General features: G+C 32.9%; 22 protein-coding genes. 8 read left to right on the top strand and 14 right to left on the bottom strand.

Translation table 11 applies throughout. The features are described from left to right. Nucleotides 1–16 precede the first annotated feature (16 nt). Entirely contained in the window at nt 17–364 is a 348-nt protein-coding gene (locus AC1EUY_RS08260; protein ID WP_480195047.1) for a DUF6515 family protein, read from the top strand. A 31-nt stretch (nt 365–395) separates the two neighbouring features. Here AC1EUY_RS08260 and AC1EUY_RS08255 read toward each other — a convergent pair whose 3' ends face one another. Beyond that, entirely contained in the window at nt 396–2,012 is a 1,617-nt protein-coding gene (locus tag AC1EUY_RS08255; RefSeq protein ID WP_480195046.1) for an ABC-F family ATP-binding cassette domain-containing protein, read from the bottom strand. A gap of 170 nt (nt 2,013–2,182) precedes the next feature. Here AC1EUY_RS08255 and AC1EUY_RS08250 point away from each other — a divergent pair, with 170 nt between their 5' ends. Both AC1EUY_RS08250 and AC1EUY_RS08245 read left to right on the top strand, forming a co-directional pair. Further along, a complete protein-coding gene (locus tag AC1EUY_RS08250) occupies nt 2,183–3,562 on the top strand; it encodes a TlpA family protein disulfide reductase (protein ID WP_480195045.1) in 1,380 nt (459 codons plus the stop codon). 125 nt (nt 3,563–3,687) lie between these two features. Beyond that, on the top strand, nt 3,688–5,418 hold the full coding sequence (locus AC1EUY_RS08245) for a DEAD/DEAH box helicase (protein WP_480195044.1): 1,731 nt from the start codon (nt 3,688–3,690) through the stop codon (nt 5,416–5,418). 434 nt (nt 5,419–5,852) lie between these two features. On the opposite strand, the gene AC1EUY_RS08240 is transcribed toward AC1EUY_RS08245, so the two are convergent. From AC1EUY_RS08240 to AC1EUY_RS08185, 12 genes are all read right to left on the bottom strand, one after another. Continuing rightward, nucleotides 5,853–6,989: an AMP-binding protein gene (locus AC1EUY_RS08240; RefSeq protein ID WP_480195043.1), complete on the bottom strand. Its 1,137-nt coding sequence runs from the start codon at nt 6,987–6,989 to the stop codon at nt 5,853–5,855. 16 nt (nt 6,990–7,005) lie between these two features. Next, nucleotides 7,006–7,956 carry a CPBP family intramembrane glutamic endopeptidase gene (locus AC1EUY_RS08235; RefSeq protein WP_480195042.1) on the bottom strand — a complete coding sequence of 317 codons (951 nt, stop codon included), beginning with the start codon at nt 7,954–7,956 and terminating at the stop codon, nt 7,006–7,008. A gap of 31 nt (nt 7,957–7,987) precedes the next feature. After that, complete coding sequence (locus AC1EUY_RS08230) at nt 7,988–9,022, bottom strand: o-succinylbenzoate synthase (protein ID WP_480195041.1); 1,035 nt, start codon at nt 9,020–9,022, stop codon at nt 7,988–7,990. Next, nucleotides 9,022–9,405 (bottom strand): VOC family protein, encoded by a 384-nt coding sequence (locus AC1EUY_RS08225; protein WP_480195040.1) that lies wholly within the window; start codon nt 9,403–9,405, stop codon nt 9,022–9,024. The genes AC1EUY_RS08230 and AC1EUY_RS08225 overlap by 1 nt, the downstream gene beginning before the upstream one ends. 20 nt (nt 9,406–9,425) lie before the next feature. Beyond that, complete coding sequence (locus AC1EUY_RS08220) at nt 9,426–10,103, bottom strand: metal-dependent hydrolase (protein ID WP_480195039.1); 678 nt, start codon at nt 10,101–10,103, stop codon at nt 9,426–9,428. 40 nt (nt 10,104–10,143) lie between these two features. Next, the gene (menA, locus tag AC1EUY_RS08215; RefSeq protein ID WP_480195038.1) at nt 10,144–11,043 is read right to left on the bottom strand and encodes a 1,4-dihydroxy-2-naphthoate octaprenyltransferase; all 900 of its coding nucleotides are present in this window, start codon (nt 11,041–11,043) and stop codon (nt 10,144–10,146) included. A 2-nt stretch (nt 11,044–11,045) separates the two neighbouring features. Further along, nucleotides 11,046–11,684 carry an SPOR domain-containing protein gene (locus AC1EUY_RS08210; protein WP_480195037.1) on the bottom strand — a complete coding sequence of 213 codons (639 nt, stop codon included), beginning with the start codon at nt 11,682–11,684 and terminating at the stop codon, nt 11,046–11,048. Between the two features lie 21 nt (nt 11,685–11,705). Next, a complete protein-coding gene (locus AC1EUY_RS08205) occupies nt 11,706–12,485 on the bottom strand; it encodes a (Fe-S)-binding protein (RefSeq protein WP_480195036.1) in 780 nt (259 codons plus the stop codon). A 12-nt stretch (nt 12,486–12,497) separates the two neighbouring features. Continuing rightward, complete coding sequence (locus AC1EUY_RS08200) at nt 12,498–12,944, bottom strand: LNS2 domain-containing protein (RefSeq protein ID WP_480195035.1); 447 nt, start codon at nt 12,942–12,944, stop codon at nt 12,498–12,500. Further along, nucleotides 12,934–14,244, bottom strand: a complete 1,311-nt coding sequence (locus AC1EUY_RS08195; protein WP_480195034.1) for a 4Fe-4S dicluster domain-containing protein — start codon at nt 14,242–14,244, stop codon at nt 12,934–12,936. Before AC1EUY_RS08195 ends, AC1EUY_RS08200 begins: the two co-directional genes overlap by 11 nt. 165 nt (nt 14,245–14,409) lie before the next feature. Continuing rightward, nucleotides 14,410–15,363 carry an MlaD family protein gene (locus AC1EUY_RS08190; RefSeq protein WP_480195033.1) on the bottom strand — a complete coding sequence of 318 codons (954 nt, stop codon included), beginning with the start codon at nt 15,361–15,363 and terminating at the stop codon, nt 14,410–14,412. 64 nt (nt 15,364–15,427) lie between these two features. Then, complete coding sequence (locus tag AC1EUY_RS08185) at nt 15,428–16,531, bottom strand: N-acetylmuramoyl-L-alanine amidase family protein (RefSeq protein ID WP_480195032.1); 1,104 nt, start codon at nt 16,529–16,531, stop codon at nt 15,428–15,430. Between the two features lie 143 nt (nt 16,532–16,674). Between AC1EUY_RS08185 and AC1EUY_RS08180 the strand changes: the two genes are divergently transcribed. Then, a complete protein-coding gene (locus tag AC1EUY_RS08180; RefSeq protein WP_480195031.1) occupies nt 16,675–19,446 on the top strand; it encodes a putative LPS assembly protein LptD in 2,772 nt (923 codons plus the stop codon). Between the two features lie 23 nt (nt 19,447–19,469). Then, complete coding sequence (locus AC1EUY_RS08175; RefSeq protein WP_480195030.1) at nt 19,470–19,850, top strand: RidA family protein; 381 nt, start codon at nt 19,470–19,472, stop codon at nt 19,848–19,850. Here AC1EUY_RS08175 and AC1EUY_RS08170 read toward each other — a convergent pair whose 3' ends face one another. Then, nucleotides 19,851–20,711, bottom strand: a complete 861-nt coding sequence (locus AC1EUY_RS08170; protein ID WP_480195029.1) for an N-acetylglucosamine kinase — start codon at nt 20,709–20,711, stop codon at nt 19,851–19,853. Between the two features lie 159 nt (nt 20,712–20,870). Here AC1EUY_RS08170 and AC1EUY_RS08165 point away from each other — a divergent pair, with 159 nt between their 5' ends. From AC1EUY_RS08165 to AC1EUY_RS08155, 3 genes are all read left to right on the top strand, one after another. After that, nucleotides 20,871–23,816, top strand: coding sequence for an endonuclease (locus AC1EUY_RS08165; RefSeq protein WP_480195028.1), 2,946 nt, complete (start codon nt 20,871–20,873; stop codon nt 23,814–23,816). Between the two features lie 84 nt (nt 23,817–23,900). Further along, nucleotides 23,901–24,041: a hypothetical protein gene (locus tag AC1EUY_RS08160; protein WP_480195027.1), complete on the top strand. Its 141-nt coding sequence runs from the start codon at nt 23,901–23,903 to the stop codon at nt 24,039–24,041. A gap of 15 nt (nt 24,042–24,056) precedes the next feature. After that, a complete protein-coding gene (locus AC1EUY_RS08155) occupies nt 24,057–24,170 on the top strand; it encodes a transposase (protein ID WP_480195026.1) in 114 nt (37 codons plus the stop codon). The last annotated feature ends 13 nt before the right edge of the window (nt 24,171–24,183 follow it).

Genomic DNA, 24,183 nt, shown 5'->3' with positions numbered 1-24,183 from the left:
TTCAAAAAAGAGGAGCATGAAAAAATTGAAATGGTGCTTTGTCTTGCTTTTAGGAGTTATTGGTATTCAATCAATACAGGCACAGACGAGCATAAAAGAAAAAGAAACGATTATTGCTACTAAAAAAAAGAATACTAAAGTAATAAAACACGATGGTATTACTTTTTATATGATTGATGGTTTATGGCATACCAAAATGAAAAATAAGTATGTATTAAAACCAGCACCAAAAGGAGCCATTATTGCAGAGTTACCTGAAGGTGGAGAAAATGTAAAACTTACTGGAAAAACATATTATAAATGCAAAGGTGTTTTTTACATGAAATTAAAATCAAATAAAGGATATATAGTTTCAAAACCATAAAAAAGGAAGCCAAATAATTTCCTTTTTTGACTTAAGAATACATTTTTTGTCGCAACTCTTTAATTTTTGAATCTTCAAAATATTCATCGAAGTTCATATATCTATCTATAACACCATTTGGTGTAATTTCTATAATTCTATTCGCAACAGTTTGCGCAAATTCATGATCATGTGTAGAAAATAATACAGTTCCTTTAAAATTCTTAAGCGAATTATTAAATGCTTGAATAGACTCTAGATCTAGGTGATTGGTTGGTTCATCTAGCAACAATACATTAGCCCGCATCATCATCATGCGTGATAACATACAACGCACTTTTTCACCTCCAGAAAGCACATTGCTTTTCTTTAACGCTTCATCACCACTAAAAATCATTTTACCTAGAAAGCCTCGAATGTAAACCTCTTCGCGTTCTTCTTCGGTAGTTGCCCATTGACGTAACCAATCTACTAGTGTAAGTGTATTATTAAAAAACTTAGAATTATCTAAAGGTAGATACGATTGTGTGGTAGTTACTCCCCAAGAGTAAGTGCCACTATCTTGCTTCAAATTATCAGTGATAATTTCATAAAAAGCGGTAACCGCTTTTGAATTTTTAGAGTAAATCACCACTTTATCACCTTTGGTAAGGTTTAAATGCACATCTTTAAATAATAATTCTCCGTCTAATGATTTACTTAGACCTTCAATATTCAAAATTTGATCTCCTGCTTCACGATCGCGCTCAAAAATAATGGCAGGATACCTTCTACTAGACGGGCGAATATCTTCAACATTTAATTTTTCAATCATCTTTTTTCTACTAGTAGCCTGTTTAGACTTCGCTACATTCGCAGAAAAACGTCTTATAAACTCTTCTAATTCTTTCTTTTTATCCTCAGCTTTTTTGTTCTGCTGTGCTCTCTGACGGGCAGCTAACTGGCTAGATTCATACCAAAACGTATAGTTACCAGAGTAATGATTAATTTTACCAAAATCTATATCTGAAATATGGGTACACACAGCGTCTAAAAAGTGACGGTCATGCGAAACAACTATTACCGTATTATCATAATTTGCAAGAAAATGTTCTAACCAAGAGATTGTTTCATAATCAAGGTCGTTTGTAGGCTCATCCATAATCAATACATCAGGACTACCAAATAACGCCTGTGCAAGTAATACACGAACCTTAGATTTTCCGTCAATATCTGACATTAATGTATAATGTAAATCTTCTTTAACACCAAGGTTAGATAGTAATGCAGCAGCTTCACTTTCGGCATTCCAGCCATCCATTTCTTCAAACTGTACCTGTAGCTCCCCTATTCTATCAGCATTTTCATCAGAATAATCTTCATAAAGTTTGTCCATTTCTTTCTTCACTTCATAAAGCGGTTTATTTCCTCTTAAAACCGTATCTAAAACTGTATATTCATCATACGCGAAGTGATCTTGTGACAATACCGACATACGTTTTCCGCCTTCTAGCGAAACGTTTCCAGAAGTAGCTTCTAATTCACCTGATAATATCTTTAAAAATGTTGATTTCCCTGCACCATTGGCTCCAATAATACCATAGCAATTACCTTTATTAAATATGGTATTTACTTCATCAAACAAAACGCGCTTACCAAATTGAACAGATAAGTTTGAAACTGTTAACATTTTATCTTTTTTAAAATTTTGGCAAAAGTAATGAAATGAAGTATTTCTAGCGATATGAAAGCCAGATAATTTAACATCTAATTAACAAGCTAAAAATTGGCTTTAAAGTACTTTTGCGCTGTTAGGATGAATATGTTAGCTTTGGATAATTTTTTAAAATGGAGATTTTATTGAGATATAAATTACTTTTTATTTTACCTTTTTTATTTGCCGCTTGTAAAACTGATAAGCATCTAGTAGATGCTACCTATTTTGGAGGAAAAATTGTAAACCCTAAATCGTCACAAGTTCTATTCTATAAAGGCGAAAAATTATTAGATTCTGTAGATCTATCTGAAAAGAATCGGTTTATGTTTAAATTCGATGATATCGATGAAGGCCTTTATAGTTTCTTTCATGGCAATGAATATCAGTTTATTTTTCTAAAACCTAATGATAGCTTACTATTACGATTGAATACATGGGATTTTGATGAATCACTAGTTTTTAGTGGGACAGGAGCTGAACGAAATAATCTGTTAATTAATCTATTCTTAATCAATGAAAAAGAAAACAAGTCGTTTTACGAATATTATAAACTAGAACACGATAAGTTTGAGCAAGTAATTGACTCTCTTAAACAAATAAAACAAGCACTTTTCGCAGAATTTAAAAAAGACAATGCGGTAACGCCTTTGTATGAAAAATATACCAATGCGTTAATTGAATTTCCTTTGTATCGTAAGAAAGAAGCGTATCCTCATTTGCACAAAAGAGCGTTAGCCTTAGCAGACTATCCTAAGCTTACGAAAGATTTTTATAACTATAGAAATACTATCAACTATAATGATGACGATTTAGCTACATTTTATGTATATCGTGAATATATGAGAACACGTCTAAATCATATCAGCTATGAAAAGTACTTGACAGATGGTAAAGAAAAACCGATGCCTTTGTATTTTTTAAAAGAAGTTTCTCTTGCGGTTAAAAATGATGAGTTGCGAAACAATCTGCTTGATGAGGCTATGTGGAATCTATGTGTATCGAGTGAACTAACAGCAGAAGATTTAAGCGAAGCAAAAAACATCTTTTTTGAAAAGTGTAATGATAAAAAGATTGTAAACACTATCAATTCTTTAATGAAGGCTAAAGAAGCTTTACCTAAAGATTCAAAATTACCTGAACTTATTATCTATAATAACTCTTTTAATAAAATTCGTCTTAACGATGTTATAAAAGGACATAACGCTGTTATCTACTTCTGGCCAAAAAAAGTTGGGCAGGTAGAAAATCTGTCTAAGCGAGTAAAATATCTGGAAAAACAGCATCCCGATCTATTATTTGTTGGTATCAATTCTAAATTCCCTACTAAAAACTGGAATGGTTTTCTAAAAAAACAGCAATTCAATGCTAAAAATCAGTTTTTACTAGACAAAGAAGTAAATAATGATTGGTTACATTTTGATTTTTCTAGAACAATTCTGGTATCTAAAGACGGTATTGTTTCTAACGGCTTTACGCATTTAAATACGCGCAATTTTGAAGATCAGTTAAAAGCACTTGAGTAACTGATATTTAAATTATTTTCTTCCATTTATTTAGTGTACTTTTGCACCCTCATAAAAAACAGGAGGCTTATTTATCTGCTAGTCGTGCATGTATCTTGGAGTCTTAGTTTAGATAAATAAAAAATATGTCTCAATTCAATACACTTGGCTTACGTCAAGAAATTGTTGCTGCCTTAACAACATTAGGGTATGAGCAACCCACTCCAATTCAAGAAAAAACAATTCCTCAGATTTTAAGTTCAACAGATGACTTAAAAGCTTTTGCGCAAACCGGAACAGGAAAAACAGCGGCTTTTAGCTTACCTATAATAGAACAAATTAATACAACATCAAATGATACGCAAGCGATCATTTTATCACCTACACGCGAATTAGCGATACAGATAGGTAAAAACATAGAAGAGTTCTCTAAAAACATAAAAGGCTTAAGTGTGCTGACAGTGTATGGTGGATCAGATATCGAAAAACAAATACGTAGCCTTAAAAAAGGTGTACACATTGTTGTAGGTACACCAGGTCGTACGGTAGATCTTATAAAGCGTAAAAAATTAAAGCTTGAAAACATACAATGGGTTGTTTTAGATGAAGCCGATGAAATGCTAAATATGGGCTTTAAAGAAGATCTAGATAAAGTTTTAGAGGTTACTCCTGCTTCTAAACAAACACTACTCTTCTCAGCTACCTTCCCTAAAGAGGTAAATGCGATTGCAAAAAACTATATGAAAAAACCTGTTGAGATTAATGCAGGTACTGTAAATTCTGGTACAGATAATGTTTCTCATGAATTCTATTTAGTTTCAGAACGCAATCGATATGCAGCTTTAAAACGTTTAGCAGATGTTAATCCAGATATTTACGGTATTGTTTTTTGTAGAACCCGTAGAGAAACCAAAGATGTAGCTGCAAAGCTCATTGAAGACGGATACAATGCAGACGCGCTACATGGTGATCTATCACAGGCGCAACGTGATATTGTCATGCAAAAATTTAGAGATAAACATTTGCAACTGTTAGTAGCCACCGATGTAGCAGCAAGAGGTCTAGATGTTAATAGTTTAACTCATGTAATCAATTATAAATTACCTGATGAAGCTGAGTCTTATACACACCGCAGCGGTAGAACAGGCAGAGCAGGTAATAAAGGGATTTCTATCGCTATTGTTACGAATGGTGAAAAGAGAAAGCTCGCGCCAATTGAAAAGAAAATTGGTAAAAAGTTTGTTGCAAAACAGATACCTAATGGTGAAGAAATTTGTGAAAAACAATTATTCAAACTTATTGAAAAAGTAAAAGAAGTAGAGGTAAATGAATCTCAAATTGAAGGATATCTTGACGGAATCTACAAAAAACTAGATGGTCTAGATAGGGAAGAATTGATTAGGCGTTTTGTTTCTATAGAATTCAATCAATTTTTGTCGTATTATGAAGATGCACCAGATCTTAATGGTGACACATCTAGAGAGCGTAAAAGAAGCGGTGATGAAAACTTTACACGTTTCTATATTAATTTAGGAAAAATGGACAAACTGAATCCTGCACGATTAATAGGATTCATTAATGAGCATATCAAAAAAAATAATGTAGAAATAGGTCAGATAGAGATTTTAAAGAATTTTTCATTTTTTGAGATTGATAAAGCTGTTGAAGAAGAGGTCTTAACATCGTTTAGACATCAAGAATTTGAAGGACGTGAAGTAATTGTAGAAGTTACTAAAAAGCAAAAGCAACGTTCACGTGGTAAAAAACGTGGTGGTTTTGGCGGTGGCAGACGTTCTGGTGGCTTTAAGAAAGGAAACCGTTCTTCTGATTTTAGTGACAAATCATTTAAACATAAAGGTAAGAGACGTAAGCGTTAAGTTACTTTTTAAGGAATTAATAGCTTTTTAGCGTAAACCCGAAAGTTAAAAACTTATCTTCTTGTTTTTGGCTTTCTATCACTATGCTTTCAAATGCATGAAGGTAATTTATTTTAAAGTTTAAAAATTTCCAAATGGGTAGTTCAAAACCGAAATCTGCTTACCAACGATAGTTATCATTTCGTGCTAAGGAAGGTTGAAAATAACTTTCGTGATTTAGTATTAGTTTGTTTCTTGATCTATTTTCTTCAAAATTAGCTTATTAACCTATTTACAAAAGAAAGATTTTCTTGGTGGTGGCTCTCTAGTCTTAAATTTTAAGTTCAAACCATATATAGATTGGGATAAATTTTTCTATTATTCATTTAGGGAGAAGCTTCATGATAAGTTTCTAGTAATTATGTAGCCTTCCCTTTTTAAAAACATTACTAAATTCAACTTTTTTTTAAAATCAAATCTAATGTCTGTTGACGTTGGATTTTTTTTGTCTCAGTTTCTACGAACTTAGGTATAAAATAAATCTCTTTCGGTATTTCGTACTTATCTAGAGATTTGAGATTTGAGATTTGAGATTTGAGAAAATTGTTAGCTTTTCTCGAGTTAGTATCCTGTTCTACTATTAAAATCAATTTTTCGCCAAGAACCTCATCTGGTAAGCCAATTACGAAAAAAAGCTGATCAATAATCTTAGATAATTTTGCTTCTATGTGTTCTGGTATTAATTTAATACCTCCTGAGTTAATGATATTGTCATAGCGTCCTAACCATTTAAACTCATTCTTAGAAATAATATCGACTACATCATTAGTGACAACTAACTCATCAGATATTTTTGGTGCATCAATAACTAAGCAATTACGGTCGTCTTGTAAAATGGTCACATTGGGTAAAATCATGTATAGGTCATTACGAGGTTGCCTAGCAACCGAAGTAATCTCTTCTTGTGAAGTAACAGATTGCTTCGTTTCACTCGCAATGGTATCAAAATTATTAAGTTGTTTTACCGCGATATGTGTAATGGTTTCTGTCATACCATAGGTTGCATAACACTGCGTCGAAACCACTTGTAATTTTGCTTCTAAGTCTTTTGAAACCACAGCTCCACCAATAATGAGCTTTTTAATTTGAGAAAGTTTATCTAGAGAATTATGTACTTGTAAAGGTACCATTGCCGAAAAATCATACGTCTTATTCGTTTGCGTTAACGGACTTGAAGTCTGATCTACTATATCGATATGCCAACCTAATACTAAAGCTCTTACCAACATCATTTTACCAGCAATATAATCTGTAGAGAGGCATAATAGTGCTGTAGTTCTACTAGGTAGGCTAAAATAGGTGCCTGTAGCCATCGCACTATTCACCATGTGTTCTTTTTTTAACTGAATGGCTTTGGGTACTCCTGTAGATCCCGAAGTATTTACAATTATGAAATCGTCTTTATTAAACCAACTAGATAAAAAAGAAAAGATAGGTGAAGAAATCTTTCTTGAGTGATGTAGTAACTCATTTTCAGTTACAAAACGCTTTCCGTTAAGGCGAAAATCTTTATGAAAATTAAAATCTTCCACTTTATTTAGAATGAAATTAATTCTCTATTATTAAATCTGGCTTTTCAACTTTACCAAATAATTTTTGCTTCCAATTAGACCATTTGTATTTTTTTGATAAAATAAATAGTACTATAGGGTACAATACAAAAACAGTAAAATAAATTTCCCACCCCATTGATGGTTCAGAAGTATCTAAATAAAGTGCCTCTGTTCTAAAAACAGTCCAATTTGTAGTCACAAAAAGCGCAGCAACGATATTATTAGCAGCATGCATCCCCAAAGCTATTTCTGTACCTTCATCCATTAAGGTTGTAATTCCAAAAATAAGTCCAGTTCCTATATAAAAAATCATTATTTCCCATCCTAAATTGGCAACTTCGGGGTTGGCACCATGTAAAAGCCCAAAAATTAAAGACGTTAACAAAAGTGGTAGCCAACGATTTTTTACTAAGATTCCCAATCCTTGCATTAAATACCCTCGCATTAAAAGTTCTTCAAAACTTGTTTGCAACGGAATTAACAATAAAGATATCACCAAAAGTATAAGAAAAGGAATTGGTCTAAAGTTCCAGACAAGATTTTCAGGTTCTAATAAAATACCAATAACTATAAACCCAATCGAAATACTTGCCCAAAGGGAAAAAGAAAAAAATACACGCTTCCAATCAATCTTAATTCTAGCGGTTACAATAGTTTTAATGTATCTTTTATGTATAAATTTTACACTTATAATTAAGCCTACCAATCCCATAATGAGCGATAATAGTGCTAAGAATAAATAGAAATTAGAATTCAAACCAATGGATGCAAAGCCATCTTCACCAGCTTTCATAAATTCATTAACATCTGCGCCCAAATATTGAAAAGCCACCGCCATAAGTGGTACAATACCAATTACCTGCCAGAAAATAAATACAATAATAAAGGTAATTATATACCTGTACCATTCAGTATTTCCTTTAAATCCTTGTTGAATAAAATCCATACTAATTAACTTTAATTCTCAAATGTAGGGTTTACAAATTAAAATTCCATACCATTTTGGGATTATACCTTAGTGTGCCACTTTCAACATATAATGGTGAATCAAAATTGTTCGTAAAGAGTCCGCCAGTACCCAAACCTTGTGGCATGTTTGAATTTAATGTATAGGTAAATTGAGCTATCGTATTTAAACCCACATTACTTTCTAGTGCAGAAGTAATCCACCACCCCACAGAGTGGGTTTTAGCAATTTTCATCCACGCTTCGCTTCCTGTAAAACCACCTATTAAACTAGGTTTTAGAATGATATATTGGGGCTGTATGGTTTCAATTAATTTTTTCTTATCAGAAAAATCGAAAACACCGATTAATTCTTCATCTAGTGCTACAGGTAAGGGTGTTTGTTCACATAATTTAGCCATTTTTTCCCATTGTCCTTGTTTTATGGGTTGCTCTATAGAATGTAGGTTATATTCAGATAACTTTTTAAGTTTTTCTAAGGCTTGATCTGGATGAAAAGCACCATTAGCGTCAACACGAAGTTCAATGTCTTTTTCAGAAAATTCTTGACGTATAAATTTTAATAAACTTAATTCGGTTTCAAAATCAATGGCTCCAATTTTTAGTTTAACCGTGGTAAATCCTGCAGCAATCTTATCGATAATCTGCTGTTTCATATCAGCTTCATCACCCATCCATATCAATCCATTTATTGATACAACATCTTCTCCTCTAGTAAATTTTGAAGGAAATAATTCGAACGGATGCCTACTCTCTAATGACAAAAATGCTTGCTCAATTCCAAACTGAATAGACGGGAAGCCATAGGCTTCATTTAGTAGCCACTCTTTGCCTTTAATAATATTATCGCAAACCAACCATAACTTTTCTTCATAATCAGGTCTATCATCAGCACTTAATCCTCGAAAAAGCCCACATTCGCCTATTCCTTGTTTTCCATCTTTATTGATAATTAAAAAATAGGTTTCTTTCGTATGCAAAATACCACGAGAAGTGCCGCTAGCTTGTTTAAAATCAAGAATGTATCTTTTAAAAGTGGCTTGCATTATGCTTTAGAATACAATGCTACTCTATTACCTTCTGTATCTTTAAATAAAGCCATATAGCCTATTTCTGGGCTTATTTGAGTTTTCTCTTGTAATACTGTTCCTCCTAACGCACTCACTCTATTTAGTTCATCACTTAGATTATTACAATTAAAATAGACCAATGTACCTTGATCAGACGGTTTATAATGCTTTAAATTATGAATTAATGAGCCACTCGCGCCAGAAGTTTTTTCGTCATGAGATGCTGGAAACCAGCCCATGAGTGTAGGTCCAAACTCTTGCACAGTAATTTTTATTTGGAAAATATTCTCATAAAATTTAACAGCTCTATCCATATCTAAAACAGGAATTTCGAACCAGCCTACCATTTGTTGTTTCATAATATTAATTTTCTAAAATTTTAAATAGTTATATGGTTACCAATCGCTAATAAGATAAGTTCTTTATTCTTTACAGAAAATTTTGATTTTGCTTCAATATGATTAATTTTTATGTATTGAAAAGTATCATAGTGATAGCCTAACACTTTATTGCATTCAACAAAATCTGAAGCAATAACTGCATCATCTATACCCATGGTAAAGTTATCACCAATGGGCAATACAGCTAAGTCTATTTTCGCTTTAAGCGGAATTAATTTCATATCATACGTAAGTGATGTATCACCAGCTATATAAATGTTTCCTTCGTCTGTCTGAAGTAAAAACCCACCTGGCTGACCTCCATAACTTCCATCTGGAAAAGAACTTGTATGTACCGCATTTGTATAGGTTACTTTACCAAAATCAAATTGCCAAGACCCACCGTGATTCATAGGATGCCCTTCGATATCTTTAGTGCCGTAATGAGAAACAATTTCATAGTTCGAAATAATTTTTGCTCCCGTATTTTTGACTATGCTTTCAACATCTAAAATATGATCTTGATGTGCATGCGTAATCAAAACATAATCAGCCTTTAGCGAGTTTACATCAATACTTTTTGCTAAGTCATTACCTGAAATAAAAGGATCGATAATAAGGTTTTTACCTGCAACTTCTATAGCTAAAGTTGCATGACCTAAGTAAGTAATCTTCATTATAAGTTAGTTTATTGACCCTAAAATTAATGAAAATGAATTAAAAAATTTGACCAAACGCGAATAAGACGGCAAATAGGAAAGTGCTTAATGCTAGTTTTTTAAGCTCTGGATCGAGTAATCTTGCATCTTTGTTTCTATATACTGTAAATAAATGCACAGCTATAGGTATAAATGCGATTATAAATAAAAATTGTACTGGCTTTTGGTAATTAAACGTAGTGTATAACAATGCCAATAAAAAAGCAGCTACCAATAAATAATAGTGGTAATACTTGGCAAACTCTTCACCAATTTTTACCACAAGTGTTCTCTTACCTGCTTTTTCATCAGATATACGATCACGCATATTATTAAGATTTAGTACACCTACACTTAACATACTTATAGAAGTCGCTGGTAAAAAAACAATGAAATTTAATTCTTTTGTAAATAGAAAATAACTACCAACAACACTTAACCATCCAAAAAATAAAAAAACAAAAACATCACCATAACCACTATAACCATAGGCTTTTTTGCCCATGGTATATGTTATAGCTGCAGCTATACTCGCTAATCCGAAAACCAGAAAAAGGAAAAAATATTTTGAATTTTCTTTAAGACCAAAAGCAAAATAAATAAGTAAAAGAGCAATTAAAAAGGTAAAAACACTTGTTATTTTTATAGCATTTAACATTTGTTTAGGTGAAATTTCACCACTCTGCAGTGCCCTTTTCGGTCCTACCCGATCATCATTATCGGTACCTTTTACACCATCACCATAATCATTAGCAAAGTTCGAAACTACTTGAAATCCAATAGTTGTTGCTATAGCCAATAAAAATATTTTCCAATCAAAATATCCTTCTGAATAAGCCATAGAGGAACCCACAATAATCCCAGAAATAGATAATGGTAAGGTGCGTAAACGTGCAGCTTTTAGAAAAGCTTTAAACATAATTAGTTACTTGACAGATACTCGGTCTCTTCACTCAACTGAAGAGCTTCTTGTATATTTACAGGTTCTCCGTATGATTGCGCAATAACAAAGCAGTCTTTAAAACCGAGATTTCTTAGGTCATTTTTAAGCTCAGAAGCTTCTTTATAGGTTATAAAATTACCAATCGCATATTTGTTAAGACCTCCTTCTTCAAATTCTTTCATATGTGCTAAGTCATCTGAAAATAACTTTGCTTTAAAATTATTAAAAGCACCTATCTGTACACTATACACTATCGTTTCTCCCTCTAAACCTGTAGATTGCTCAGCTCCTTCATCATTAATAAACTCATCATCTGCAACTTGTATAGCTGCCACATCTCTAAATAAAGCTAAACTATCAGTATCTACTAGTGATAAGTTATTTTGAATAAGATAATCATCATTAATTTTAGCTGTTTTATCCTTACTTAAAAAAGACCATAAAAAGATAATTAGTAAAAGTAAGCCTAGAATACCCAGTAAAGCACGGTGTTTTTTAAGTATAGAATTATTCTCTTCCTCTTCTTTTAAAAGATCTGTTAGTTTACCTATGGTTTGGTTCGCCTTATCTACCTCTTCGTAAATATTAATTAGATTTTTGTCTTTTATATAGGGCATAATTTTAGGGGAAATTTTTATTTATAGGTCTTGGTTGATAGCTATGAGTTCAATAATATCTAATACTTTAATCTCTTCTTCTTTTTCTTTATTTTTTATACCATCAGTCATCATTGTATTACAATATGGGCAAGCTGTTGCTATAATCGTAGGGTTTGTCTTTAAAGCATCTTCTGTTCTTAAAACATTGATATCTTTGTTTCCCTTCTCAGGTTCTTTAAACATCTGCGCCCCTCCTGCTCCACAACAAAGTGCATTAGATTTGTTTCTATGCATCTCAATAAATTGAGTATCTAATTGTTTTAGTAGTTCTCTAGGCGCATCATATTCCTCATTGGCTCTTCCTAAATAACATGGGTCATGAAATGTGATACGCTGCTGCTTGTATTTATCTCCGTCTATTTTTAAACGCCCATCTTTAATTAATTTCTTTACATATTGTGTATGATGCCAAACATGATACGTTCCCCCTAAACCTGGATACTCATTTTTTAACGTGTTAAATGAATGTGGATCGGCAGTAACAATATTTTTGACTTCATAGGCATTCAAAATTTCTATATTGGTCATAGCTTGCATCTGAAACAAAAACTCATTACCAGCTCTTTTAGCAGCATCTCCAGTGGCGCTCTCTTCTACTCCTAATACAGCAAAATCAACATTTGCAGCATGCAATACTTTTACAAATGCTCTTGTAATTTTTTTTGCTCTATCATCAAAACTACCCGCAGAGCCAACCCAAAACAACACTTCTGGTTGTTTGCCTTGCGCCATCATTTCTGCCATCGTAGGTACATTCATTCTTAAAAAAATTTATTCGTGATTACCGTCATCAAAAACTTGAATCGTAACTTTTTTATCAACTAAGTCAGTAAACTTACCTCTATAACGTGTTGCTTTTACCAAGTGATTATCTATCCAATGGTAATTTCCTCCACGAGGTTTACCCATTAATAAACTATGGTATTTAAATCCATTTTCACGTAACCAAATCTCTGTATAGGTTCTATGCTCTTCTGTTCTAGATGTGAAAAAACAAATAATATGTCCTTCTTCATACCACTTATTTAATGTTTTTAGCGCGTCTGGATACACCTCTGCGGTAAGCATTCGTTCAGGTTCTTCATTAGGTATATCATCACAGATAGTTCCGTCAATATCGATAAGATAATTTTTAACATCTTCAGGCAATGTAGGACTCAACAAGTTTCCTTGATCATCTCTTAGCTCGTATAATTCTTTATTAAATTTATTCTTCATCTTTCCAATTTAGTCTATCCATTTGATTGTATTGCCACATTGCTCCATTGTTCTCAATATTTGTCATCATCATATTTAATTCTTGTGGTGCGGCAGATTGTTCCATAACTAGATATCTGCGCATATCCATAATAATCGATAATGGGTCTATGTCTATTGGGCATTCTTGCACGCAAGCATTACAGGTGGTACATGCCCACAATTCTTCGGGCTTTATATAATCGTTTAATAATTGTTTTCCGTCATCTTTAAATTCTCCTCCATTAGCATCTATATTTCGCCCAACCTCTTCTAACCTATCTCTGGTTTTCATCATAATAGCTCTAGGTGATAATTCTTTACCTGTTAGGTTTGCTGGACATACCGAGGTACATCTTCCACATTCTGTGCAGGTATAAGCATTCATAAGCTGTACCCAATTTAAATCTGTAACATCACTTGCGCCAAATTTTTCTGGAACTTCTTCTGTTTCAGTTTCGGCAGGAGCTGCAAAAGGATCAACATTAGGATCTAACATTAGTTGAACTTCTTTAGTTACCGAAGCAAGATTAGTAAACTGTCCTTTAGGTTTAAGATTTGCATAATAGGTATTAGGAAACGCTAATAATATATGTAGATGTTTAGAATAATATAAATAGTTTAAAAAGATTAAAATACCTACAATATGTAACCACCAAGCCGCTCGTTCTATGAAGTGTACTGTTTCCGAGCTAAATCCGTTAAAAAATGGTGCTATAAATTGGCTTATTATATTACCATTGCCAGCCTCTTGAAAAGGTTGATCTGTTGCATTCATTACTAAAAACAAAATCATCAACACCATTTCGAAGTAGAGAATGTACAAAGCATCATTTTTTGGAAAACCTTTCATTTCCTTATTCCAGAAACGAGGAATTCGCATTATCATTCTGCGAATCCAAAAAATAATGACTGACACTAAAACTAGCAGTGCAAGTATTTCAAACGACGCAATTAAAAAACCATAAAAACCACCTAAAAATGACAGTATTCGATGCGTACCAAACAGACCATCTATAATAATTTCAATTACTTCAATATTGATGATGATGAAACCAATATATACGATTACATGTAATATACCTGCAATAGGTCTTTTAACCATTTTAGATTGGCCTAGGGCAATATTGATCATGTTTTTCCAGCGTTGAGAAGGATTATCAGACCGGTCAATATCTTTGCCTAATTTGATGTTTCTAGCGAGCTTTTTAATATTCTTTATAAAAAAACCAATCCCCGCAACTAAAAGAATGGCAAAAATAATATTTGGCAAGTATTGCATTAAGGCGTACTATTTTAGTTTGTGGTTACTTTCGACAATAAAAGCGTCGCGTAAAGCTAACCAAATATCTTAAGTTTTAATAGTAAGAAAAAGTGAAGTTATTAACGGTTAATTTTTAATAACTTTTAATTTAAAGGCAACGAAATCAAATAATTAGAAAGTAGTTTATTTTTTAGCTTCAGTAGAATCTGAAGGTTTGTATTGCTTAGGTTTTTTGCCGAACAAAGAAAAATGCACAAATCGCTTAGGATTTAATTTCATCTCACGTAATAACGCTTCCATTTCTTTCGTTGCGCCTTCTAAATTATTATACAATCCTTCATCTTTGAGTAATTTACCTAAAGTACCATCTCCATTCTCTACTTTAGCTAGAATCGCATTAAAATTACCAATCGTTTTTTCAAGTTTTAATACCGTTTGCTTAATGTTTGCATTGTTTAAAGAATCGGTAAGGTTGTTAAGATTAGTAGAAGCAATACTAGCATTAGTTAATATAGAATCTAATTTTCCGTTTTTTGATAACATTTGATTTAAAGAAATTCCTGCTGATCTAAAAGTCGAAAGAGTTGAATTTAAACCACTTATTGCTTCTTTTAAGTTCTTTTGACTCTGATCATCAAAAACAGTATCAAATTTACTAATCACACTATTAGTCTTTTTTAAAAACGTCTCAACTTTGGTTTGTAAAGGAGCTATTTGATCATTAATACTTCCTAAAATGCCCACTTCTACGTTTCCTCTTAAGGTATCACCAGATTTAGCCATATCACCATCATAAACTGGTAACAGTTTTATAGCTTTACCACTAATAAAATCTGGACTATAAATTCTAGCCACACTTTGTCTTGAGAATTGATAAGGATTTTCTAAGGAAAAACGAACTACAATACGACCTGTTTTTTTAGGGTGAAAGTATATCTGGTCTATTTTTCCAACCTTTAACCCATTAATCGTTACCGAACCAGAGGTTTCTAAACCTTGAACATTGTCATATTCCGCGTAAAAATAGCGCGAACTACCTAATAAGTTTTCTCCTTTTAAATAGCTATATCCCCAGATAAAAGCAGCTATGGCTACAAGTGCAATTACACCTGTTTTTAATTCGCTTGAAATTTTCAAATTGTATTATTTATAGAACAATAATACTAATAATTTTTGGCAGTAGAAAGCACCCCTTCTTATTTTATTTAGAATTTAAAACAGAACGTACAGATACTTTTTTTCCATTTTTAAATGCCACCAAAAAAGCACCTATATAGCCTTTATCTTTAGCTAATTTTTGCATTTTCTTGATTTTAGTGTAATCAGAAGTTTTACCGTAATAATATTTATGATGTGCTCCTACTTTAACACGTTCAATTCCTTTTAAACCCTTAAAATTTTGAGATGCCGTAGTAACTTTTCTTGCACTTGAAGCTATTTGCACCTTAAACGTTACACCGTTAAAAACTCTTGGTGCATCCTTTTTAACAGTTATAGGTTTCTCTTTTGGTTTTGGTGGATCTACGACAGTATTTGCATCATATGCTTTTTTGTAATTAAGTATTCCTTGATAGATTGCACTAGCCAATTGATCTTGTCCTTTACTTGAATTTAAATAGGCTCCTTCATTTTTATTGGTTAAAAAGCCTAACTCTACTAATACACTTGGCATAAAGGTTTCTCTTAAAACCTGGAAATTATCCTGTTTAACTAATCTATCTTTTCTATCCAAATCCTTTACAATTTTATTTTGAATATAACTAGCAAGTAATAAACTCTCATCCAAATATTCTTCAATTAAAAGTGTGATTCCGATAACAGCTTCAGGTGAATTAGGATCAAATCCATCATATTTCTCTTCATAATTATCCTCTAATAAAATTACTGAATTCTCTTTTTGGGCCACCCTAAAATTACCGTCATTACCTCTCAAGCCTAAAACAAAAGTACCAGCCCCATGCACTGAAGTCTTATCAAACGAATCACAGTGAATTGAAACAAAAATATTGGCCTTATTCTTATGTGCAAACTCCCCTCTTTCTTTAAGCCCTATAAATGTATCATCTTTTCTTGTGTACAATACTTCAATATTTTTATATTTATTTAGTCTAGTTCCCACCTTTTTAGCAACTTTTAAGGCAATATTTTTTTCTAAATAACCACTACCTTTTACGCCAGTATTACCAGGGTCGGTACCTCCATGACCAGCATCTAACACTACTTTAAATTTTTCTTGAGCATTAACAATAGTAGGGCTAGCACATAAATATCCTACTATGAATAAAATCAATACAATCTTTTTCATTTATCTTATCTATTATTTAGGGGAAAAATAATATTCTCTTTTTTTAACTTAGCTTTAAGCATAACCACACAAAAAATATATGTAAGTTTGTGAACTCAAAAACTAAGCCGTTTTTATAATTTACAAAAATAGTATTATTCGCTTTGCACACAAATCTAAGGCACATACTTTTAGCTTTACTTTTTATTAGTTTAGTAAATCAGCTTAGTTTCAGTCAAAAAGACACAATCAAGTTTTCTGGCAGTGTTCTTAGAAAGGGATCATCCTCTAACCTAAATAAAAAAGAATTAGGCATACAAAGGGAAACTAGAATTGGTTTAAAAAAAAGAGATACTATTAAAATAGATAGTATTAGAAGAGATACTATTCGTAAACCGCTAACCATAAATGCAACCGATTCTACTAAAGTTGATAGCATTCCTGTGCCCAAAGAGTTGCTAGCCGATATTATTAAAAAGAGCTCCGATGATTATATAGCCAATGATTTTATTACTAAAAAAGCCACGCTTTATAACAATGCTAAAATTAATTACCAAGATATTGAGCTCAGCGCTGGTATCATCATACTAGATTACAGAAAAAACTTGGCCTATGCTAAGGGTATTGTAGATACAGCGGGAGTTTATACACAAAGACCTATTTTTAAGCAAGCTGGACAAGAATCTGTACAAGATTCTTTAGTTTATAATTTTAAAAACGAGAAAGCTGTAATTTATAATACAACTACAGAACAAACTGGTGTTATCATAAGAGGAGAAATCACCAAAAGAGAAAATGATTCAACTCTATACATAAACAGTGCGAAATTTACAACCTCTCAAAAAGAAAAACCAGATTATTATATAGGTACAAATAACATTAAAGTTGTACCAGGCAAGAAAGTAGTAGGCGGCTTATCACAACTCTATATAGCCGATGTGCCCACGCCAGCTATTCTGCCGTTTTTCTACGCTCCTTTAAGTAAAGAAAGAGCAGAATCAGGTATTATATTACCAACTTGGGGAGAAAATGGAAATCAAGGTTTCTTTTTGCAAAATGGCGGTTATTATTTTGCAATTAATGATTATGTTGATCTGGCTGTCTTAGGTGATGTTTACACCAATGGTAGCTGGGGAATGCGATTTGAATCGAGTTACGCACTACGTTATAGATTTACAGGTAATTTTAGTTTACGATTTGAGAATCTAATTTCTGGACAACGAGGCTTTGACAATTTTAGTAAAACTAATAATTTTTATCTTCGCTGGAGTCATGGTCAAGCCACACAATCAAATCCGAATTCTAGATTTTCTGCATCAGTAAATTTAGGAAGTAGTCGATTTTTTAGAGAATCATTAAACGAAATTAATGTTTCACAGAACTTAACAAATACGTTTAATTCTTCGATTTCTTATTATAGGAGTTTTGTAGGCACGCCTTTTAAATTGAATGCTTCATTAACGCATTCTCAAAATACAAATACAGAACGTATTGATATGAATCTACCCTCTCTACAAGTAAGTATGGATCGTATATACCCATTCGCACCAAGATCTGGGGCAAAGAAAAATGCTATTCAAAACTTGGGTTTAAATTACAACTTAGACTTACAGAATAGAATTAGTACTACTGACGATCAATTCTTAAAAGCTGGCATGTTTGAAAATGCACGAAATGGCATACGTCAAACAGTAACTGCAAGCACAAATATGAAGGCACTAAAATATATTACAATTGCCCCAAGTGCTAATTATAATGAAGTTTGGTATTTAAAAACGATACGTAGAGAATTTGATGCTTCTTTACCTATAGGTGATCAGGTAGTAACTGATACCATTAACGGTTTCGAGTCGTTTAGAGAATATTCTGGTAGTATCGCTGCCTCTACTAATATTTACGGAAGATTTATCTTTAAAAAAGGACGTTTAAAAGCGATTAGACATACTATAAGACCTTCGATATCTTATAATTACAGACCTGATTTTAGTAATTTTTATGACGAAATACAACAGAGTGATGATCCTGATGATATACTAGAGTATAGTAGATTTGAAGGCGGTATCTTTGGTCAGCCTTCAAGAGGACTTTCAAGCAGCATAGGCATACAAATTAACAATGTTTTAGAGGCTAAAGTAATGTCTAAAGACTCTACCGAAACAGAACCCAAGAAAATAACCTTACTCAACAACCTTAACTTTTCTACAAATTATAATATGGCTGCTGATTCTTTAAAATGGAGCCCTGTTAGAATGACTGGCGGAACACGAATTTTCAATGAGAAATTGAGCTTGAATTTTGGTGCTACGTTAGATCCTTACGCGTTGAATGCTAATGGTACTAAAATAGATAAATTTAACATTAATAATGGCGGAAGTTTGTTTAGATTAACAGGTGCTAATTTAAGTGCCAGCTACTCTATATCTAGTGACGACATAGGTAAAAATAAGGGTCAAAATAAATCAAATTCGTCAAACAGAGCTAAAGATGGGGACTCAGAAGCATTGTTAGGTGGAAACCTTAACACAAGAAATAGCGCCTTTGACTCGAGAGGAGGCGGATCGGATGAAGAAGAAATCAAAACTGCCAAATTATATGGTGCGATAATTCCATGGAATTTAAGTTTTCGTTATAGTATGGGCTATAGTAATTCGAGAAGAGAAAATGAAATTTCTAATAATTCACTTCAATTTTCTGGAAGTGTCGAATTGTCACCCAAATGGAATGTAGGAATATCATCGGGTTATGACTTTAAGAATAAAGGAATTACACCAACGAGTTTAAATTTTGAGCGTGATCTAGATAGTTGGCGCATGAGTTTTAACTGGATACCTTTTGGTAGAAGTGCAACTTATTATTTCTTTATCGGTGTAAAAGGATCAATTCTACAAGATTTAAAATACGACCAGCGCCGAGTGCCCGATCGCAGGTTATTTTAACATAAAATAATAGAAAAAAAAATATGAAAAAAATTATTACTACAATCAAAGCACCAGCGCCAATCGGCCCTTATAATCAAGCAGTACTTCACGGTAATACCTTATACACTTCAGGTCAAATTGCATTAGACCCAGAAACAGGGAATTTAGTTCTAGACAATATAGAAGCAGAAACTAAACAAGTGATGAAAAACATGAACGCCGTTTTGGCTACAGCAGATATGACATTCGAAAATGTAGTTAAAACATCCATTTTTATAGCAGATATGAATGATTTTGCAGCAATTAATAAAGTTTATGGTTCTTATTTTAATAATGAAACTGCGCCAGCAAGAGAAACGGTTCAGGTAGCTCGTTTACCAAAAAATGTGAATGTAGAAATATCGATGATAGCAATTAAATAATTATGCTATCGATTTTGTGTGGTATTTTACTAATCCGTCAATTGGTCTTTTCACAAAATTACCAACTTTAAAACCCATTTTGTCAGCCACTTCTTTAATTTCTTCTTGTGAAAGAAAGGCTATAGATCCCGCAAAATGTACAGGTACTTCATGTAACTTGTCTTTAAACTGATAAATCATATTCCGCGTAAAGCGCTCAAAACCTAATTTGATCATATCACGAATATACTTACTCTCTTTATTTAAAAACATAAATTCGGCAAATGAAGCCAAATATGCATTCGGATTTGGCTGCTTGTATAAATTATATTTAATAAAATCTGGATCTAGATTATACTTTTCTGCAAAAGAAACTTTTAAATTTGAAGGCATATGATTAAAGAAATAGTCTCTAATTAATTGTTTACCAAAATAATTACCACTTGCATGATCCATAATTATGTAGCCCAAAGACTTTACTTCTTGATATATGTTTTCACCATCAAAAAAAGTGCAATTAGAGCCTGTTCCCATAATACAAACTATGGCTGGCTGATTATTTTCTACGGTAGAATATACCGCCGCTAATGTGTCTTCTTCAACACGAATAGTAGCATTTCTAAAATAACCTTTAAGCACTTGTTCTAAAGCCATTTTTGGGCCTTCGGTACCACATCCAGCGCCATAGAAATATAATTCTTCAACTTCTTCTCTATGCAGTCTTAATAAATCACTTTCTTGAATGCGCCCTAATAATTCATCAGGACTTAGTATTGCAGGATTTAATCCTTTGGTACGTATTTTTTCAAATAACTGAATACCACTACTATTTACAGCTATCCAATCACACTTAGTCGAGCCACTATCAATAATAAAAATCATAAGTCAATTTTACTCTCTAAAGTTAAGAAACATCTTGCAGCTACAAAAGTTTTACAAAATGTTGAAAAATGAGTTAATAAAATTGGTTTTTATATAACATATAGCAGTGTTAGACTATTATTTTTGCATGTTTTCAAATTTTAACCTAAAAATCAACACATGAAAAAAATTACTTTTTTGCTATTATTTTTACCATTAATGGCAATTTCTCAGATTCCATCGTATTATAATGATGTGAATTTATCTTTAACAGGTACTGCTTTAAAAGATGAGCTTGCCACAAAAATTACAAGTACGCATACACGATTTTTATCATATTCGCAAGTTTGGGACGCTTCGAAAATAACTGATTTAGACCCAAGTGATGCCACAGAGTCAAAAATAATCTTAGTCTATGGTTACAATGACAATGATGGTAATTACATAACAGATAGAACACGAAGTAAAGATTTAAATGGAGGCACTGCTGGTACAGATTGGAATCGCGAACATACATACCCAAAATCATTAGGAACCCCTAATCTTGGCACTTCTGGCCCTGGTTCTGATGCACATCATCTACGTCCTTCAGATGTAACCTTTAACGGACAAAGAAGCAGTAAGAAATTTGCCTCGGGTTCAGGTACTGCAGGCGACTCAAATGGAGGGTGGTATCCTGGAGATGAATGGAAAGGAGATATTGCGCGTATGATGATGTATATGTATTTACGTTATGGAAGTCAGTGTTTGCCTACTAATGTAGGTATTGGTTCTTCATCGAATACACCCGATGCAATGATTGATTTGTTTCTACAGTGGAATGCTGAAGATCCTGTTTCTCAAATCGAGATCAATAGAAATGAATATCATGGATTGTCAGCAAATGCATTTGCACAAGGAAATAGAAATCCTTTTATAGACAATCCAGCCTTAGCGACAGAAATTTGGGGCGGACCTCAAGCTGAAGATAGATTTGGAGGAGGTAATAATGGTGATATACAAGCACCAACCATTCCTGCTAATTTAGTTGCTTCTAATACCACGCAAACAGAAACTACTTTAAATTGGGATGCATCAACTGATAATATTGCCGTTACGGCTTATGACATATATAGAGATGGTAGTTTATTCAACTCAACAACCACTACCACTTTTAATGTTACAGGATTAACTGAAAACACTACTTATACCTTTACAGTTAGAGCCAAAGATACTGCTGGTAATACATCGGTTAATAGTAATTCTGTTTCAATAACTACACTAACTGGAGCTGGTTCTGGTACTACCGATGAATTGTTCTTTTCTGAATATGTTGAAGGCTCTTCTAACAATAAAGCTTTAGAAATTGCCAATTTTACTGGAGCTATAGTTAACTTATCAGATTATTCACTAAAAAGAAATACTAATGGAGGAAGCTCTTGGGGAGCCGCTTATAGTCTATCTGGCTCTGTAGCAAATGGCGATGTTTTTGTAATTGCAAATAGTTCATCAAATTCGACGATTCTTAATGTTGCTGATGCAACTACTTCATCTGATGCGCTACTATTTAATGGAAATGACCCTGTAGGCTTATTTAAAAATAATGTTTTGATTGACGTTATAGGAACCTTTGCTGGTGGTTCAGCTAATTTTGCTCAAGATGTTACACTAAGAAGAAAACAGTCAGTGAATGCTCCTAATACAAATTATGTACCATCTGAATGGGATACTTTTAGCATTGATACCTTTAGTGGTTTAGGGAATCACACCATAAATGGAGGCGGAAATAATCAAGATACTGAAGCTCCAACTGCCCCTTCTAATCTTGCAGCTTCTAATATTGGCGAAACTTTTTTAACACTTACGTGGAATCCATCTACAGACAATACAGCTGTGACAGCTTATAATATTTTTATGAATGGTAATTTATTAGCTTCTACTAATGAAACCACTTATAATGTAACCAGTTTAAGTATCGTAACCAATTATTCTTTTGTTGTGTATGCAAAAGATGCTACAGGTAATATTTCAACCGCTAGTAGTACGCTCAATACAAGTACAATAGACACAACTGCACCCACAACACCGACAAATCTTACTGCTACAAATACTACACAAATTACTACAGATTTATCTTGGACTGCTGCTACGGATAATGTAAATGTTATCTCTTATGACGTTTACCAAGATGGCAGTATTATTGCAACAACCGCATCAACTAGCTTAAATATTACTGGACTTACAGCTGCAACTAATTATAATTTTTATGTGAATGCTAAAGATGCTGCCAATAATATCTCTGCTAATAGTAATACTATTCAAGTGACGACAATCGCAAATAGTACTTCTGAAGTATTATTTGATAACTCTTTTGAGAGTGGATGGGAAGGATGGTCTGACGGTGGTTCAGATTGTTACAGAATTAATAGCTCCCGTTCGTATGATGGCAATTATTCTATTAGAATTCGAGATAACTCAGGAATAGCTTCTTCTATGACTTCGAGTGCTTACAACGTGTCTTCGTATAGCAGCTTAGAAGTAACATTCTTCTTTTACAGCTATAGCATGGAAAATGGGGAAGATTTTTGGTTGCAATATTTTGATGGCACCACTTGGAAGACTATCGAAACCTATATTAGTGGAACTGATTTCGAAAATAATTCATTCTACACGGCTACGGCTACTATTTCTAGTAATAATTATAGTTTTCCGACTAATGCACAATTTAGGTTTAGATGTGATGCAAGTTCAAATGCTGACCAAATCTATATTGACAAAGTTTCTGGAGTCGCCAGTTCATCAGGAAGTAACTTAAAAGACGGTAAAAATAATTCTATAGGCAGATTATCCTATTTAAATACAGATGAGTTTGAAGTCGAAGTAGATGACCTTAGTTTTTATCCGAACCCTGCTAAAAACTTTACAACAATCAGAACAGAAATAGATTTGGAAGACTCCGCTGCTGCTGTTCAAGTAAAAGTGATAAGTTTACAAGGTAAAGTTGTTAAAACGTTCATTTTTAAAAACGTGGAAAATGAGTTTTTAGAAAATAAATTAGATCTATCAAATCTAGATAAAGGAATGTATTTAATTCAGATTACCACATCGAAAGGTTTTAAAGAAACTAAAAAAATAGTCATTCAATAAAAGTTTGATTACAGATAGTAAAGAGGCTGTCTGAAAAGGCAGTCTTTTTTTTGTAATTTACTGAGTTAGTTTTTAACTTTAAGGATGCGCAAAAAAGTAGTTTTCAAAACTTACCATCAAGGCCAGTTAAGTTTATTACCTCCAAGTTATGATGATTTAGTTCCTGTGAATCATCCCGTTCGTGTCGTAAACACGATAGTAGATAATTTAGACATACAGCATTAGAGCAAAGTTACAAGGGTGGTAGCAACTTCGAGTTACCATCCTCGTATGCTCTTAAAGGTTATTATTTATGCCTACTTATGCAATTTGTACTCCTCAAGAAAGATATTACTTTTTAGACGACCTCTTTAATTTCATTTGCTAT

The organism is Maritimimonas sp. 2210JD6-3, from assembly GCF_056591795.1.
Note: the sequence above shows the minus strand (reverse complement) of the source record. Positions and strands in the feature narration are given on the sequence as shown.

Bases quoted from the DNA above. Each gene is read 5' to 3' on its own strand.
- AC1EUY_RS08175 (WP_480195030.1), top strand. From the start codon at position 19,470: ATGAAAAAAATTATTACTACAATCAAAGCACCAGCGCCAATCGGCCCT.
- AC1EUY_RS08230 (WP_480195041.1), bottom strand. From the start codon at position 9,022: ATGCAAGCCACTTTTAAAAGATACATTCTTGATTTTAAACAAGCTAGC.
- AC1EUY_RS08245 (WP_480195044.1), top strand. From the start codon at position 3,688: ATGTCTCAATTCAATACACTTGGCTTACGTCAAGAAATTGTTGCTGCC.
- AC1EUY_RS08255 (WP_480195046.1), bottom strand. From the start codon at position 2,012: ATGTTAACAGTTTCAAACTTATCTGTTCAATTTGGTAAGCGCGTTTTG.
- AC1EUY_RS08200 (WP_480195035.1), bottom strand. From the start codon at position 12,944: ATGAAGAATAAATTTAATAAAGAATTATACGAGCTAAGAGATGATCAA.
- AC1EUY_RS08210 (WP_480195037.1), bottom strand. From the start codon at position 11,684: ATGCCCTATATAAAAGACAAAAATCTAATTAATATTTACGAAGAGGTA.
- AC1EUY_RS08195 (WP_480195034.1), bottom strand. From the start codon at position 14,244: ATGCAATACTTGCCAAATATTATTTTTGCCATTCTTTTAGTTGCGGGG.
- AC1EUY_RS08185 (WP_480195032.1), bottom strand. From the start codon at position 16,531: ATGAAAAAGATTGTATTGATTTTATTCATAGTAGGATATTTATGTGCT.
- AC1EUY_RS08225 (WP_480195040.1), bottom strand. From the start codon at position 9,405: ATGAAACAACAAATGGTAGGCTGGTTCGAAATTCCTGTTTTAGATATG.
- AC1EUY_RS08260 (WP_480195047.1), top strand. From the start codon at position 17: ATGAAAAAATTGAAATGGTGCTTTGTCTTGCTTTTAGGAGTTATTGGT.
- AC1EUY_RS08235 (WP_480195042.1), bottom strand. From the start codon at position 7,956: ATGGATTTTATTCAACAAGGATTTAAAGGAAATACTGAATGGTACAGG.
- AC1EUY_RS08160 (WP_480195027.1), top strand. From the start codon at position 23,901: ATGCGCAAAAAAGTAGTTTTCAAAACTTACCATCAAGGCCAGTTAAGT.
- menA (WP_480195038.1), bottom strand. From the start codon at position 11,043: ATGTTTAAAGCTTTTCTAAAAGCTGCACGTTTACGCACCTTACCATTA.
- AC1EUY_RS08165 (WP_480195028.1), top strand. From the start codon at position 20,871: ATGAAAAAAATTACTTTTTTGCTATTATTTTTACCATTAATGGCAATT.
- AC1EUY_RS08220 (WP_480195039.1), bottom strand. From the start codon at position 10,103: ATGAAGATTACTTACTTAGGTCATGCAACTTTAGCTATAGAAGTTGCA.
- AC1EUY_RS08205 (WP_480195036.1), bottom strand. From the start codon at position 12,485: ATGAATGTACCTACGATGGCAGAAATGATGGCGCAAGGCAAACAACCA.
- AC1EUY_RS08170 (WP_480195029.1), bottom strand. From the start codon at position 20,711: ATGATTTTTATTATTGATAGTGGCTCGACTAAGTGTGATTGGATAGCT.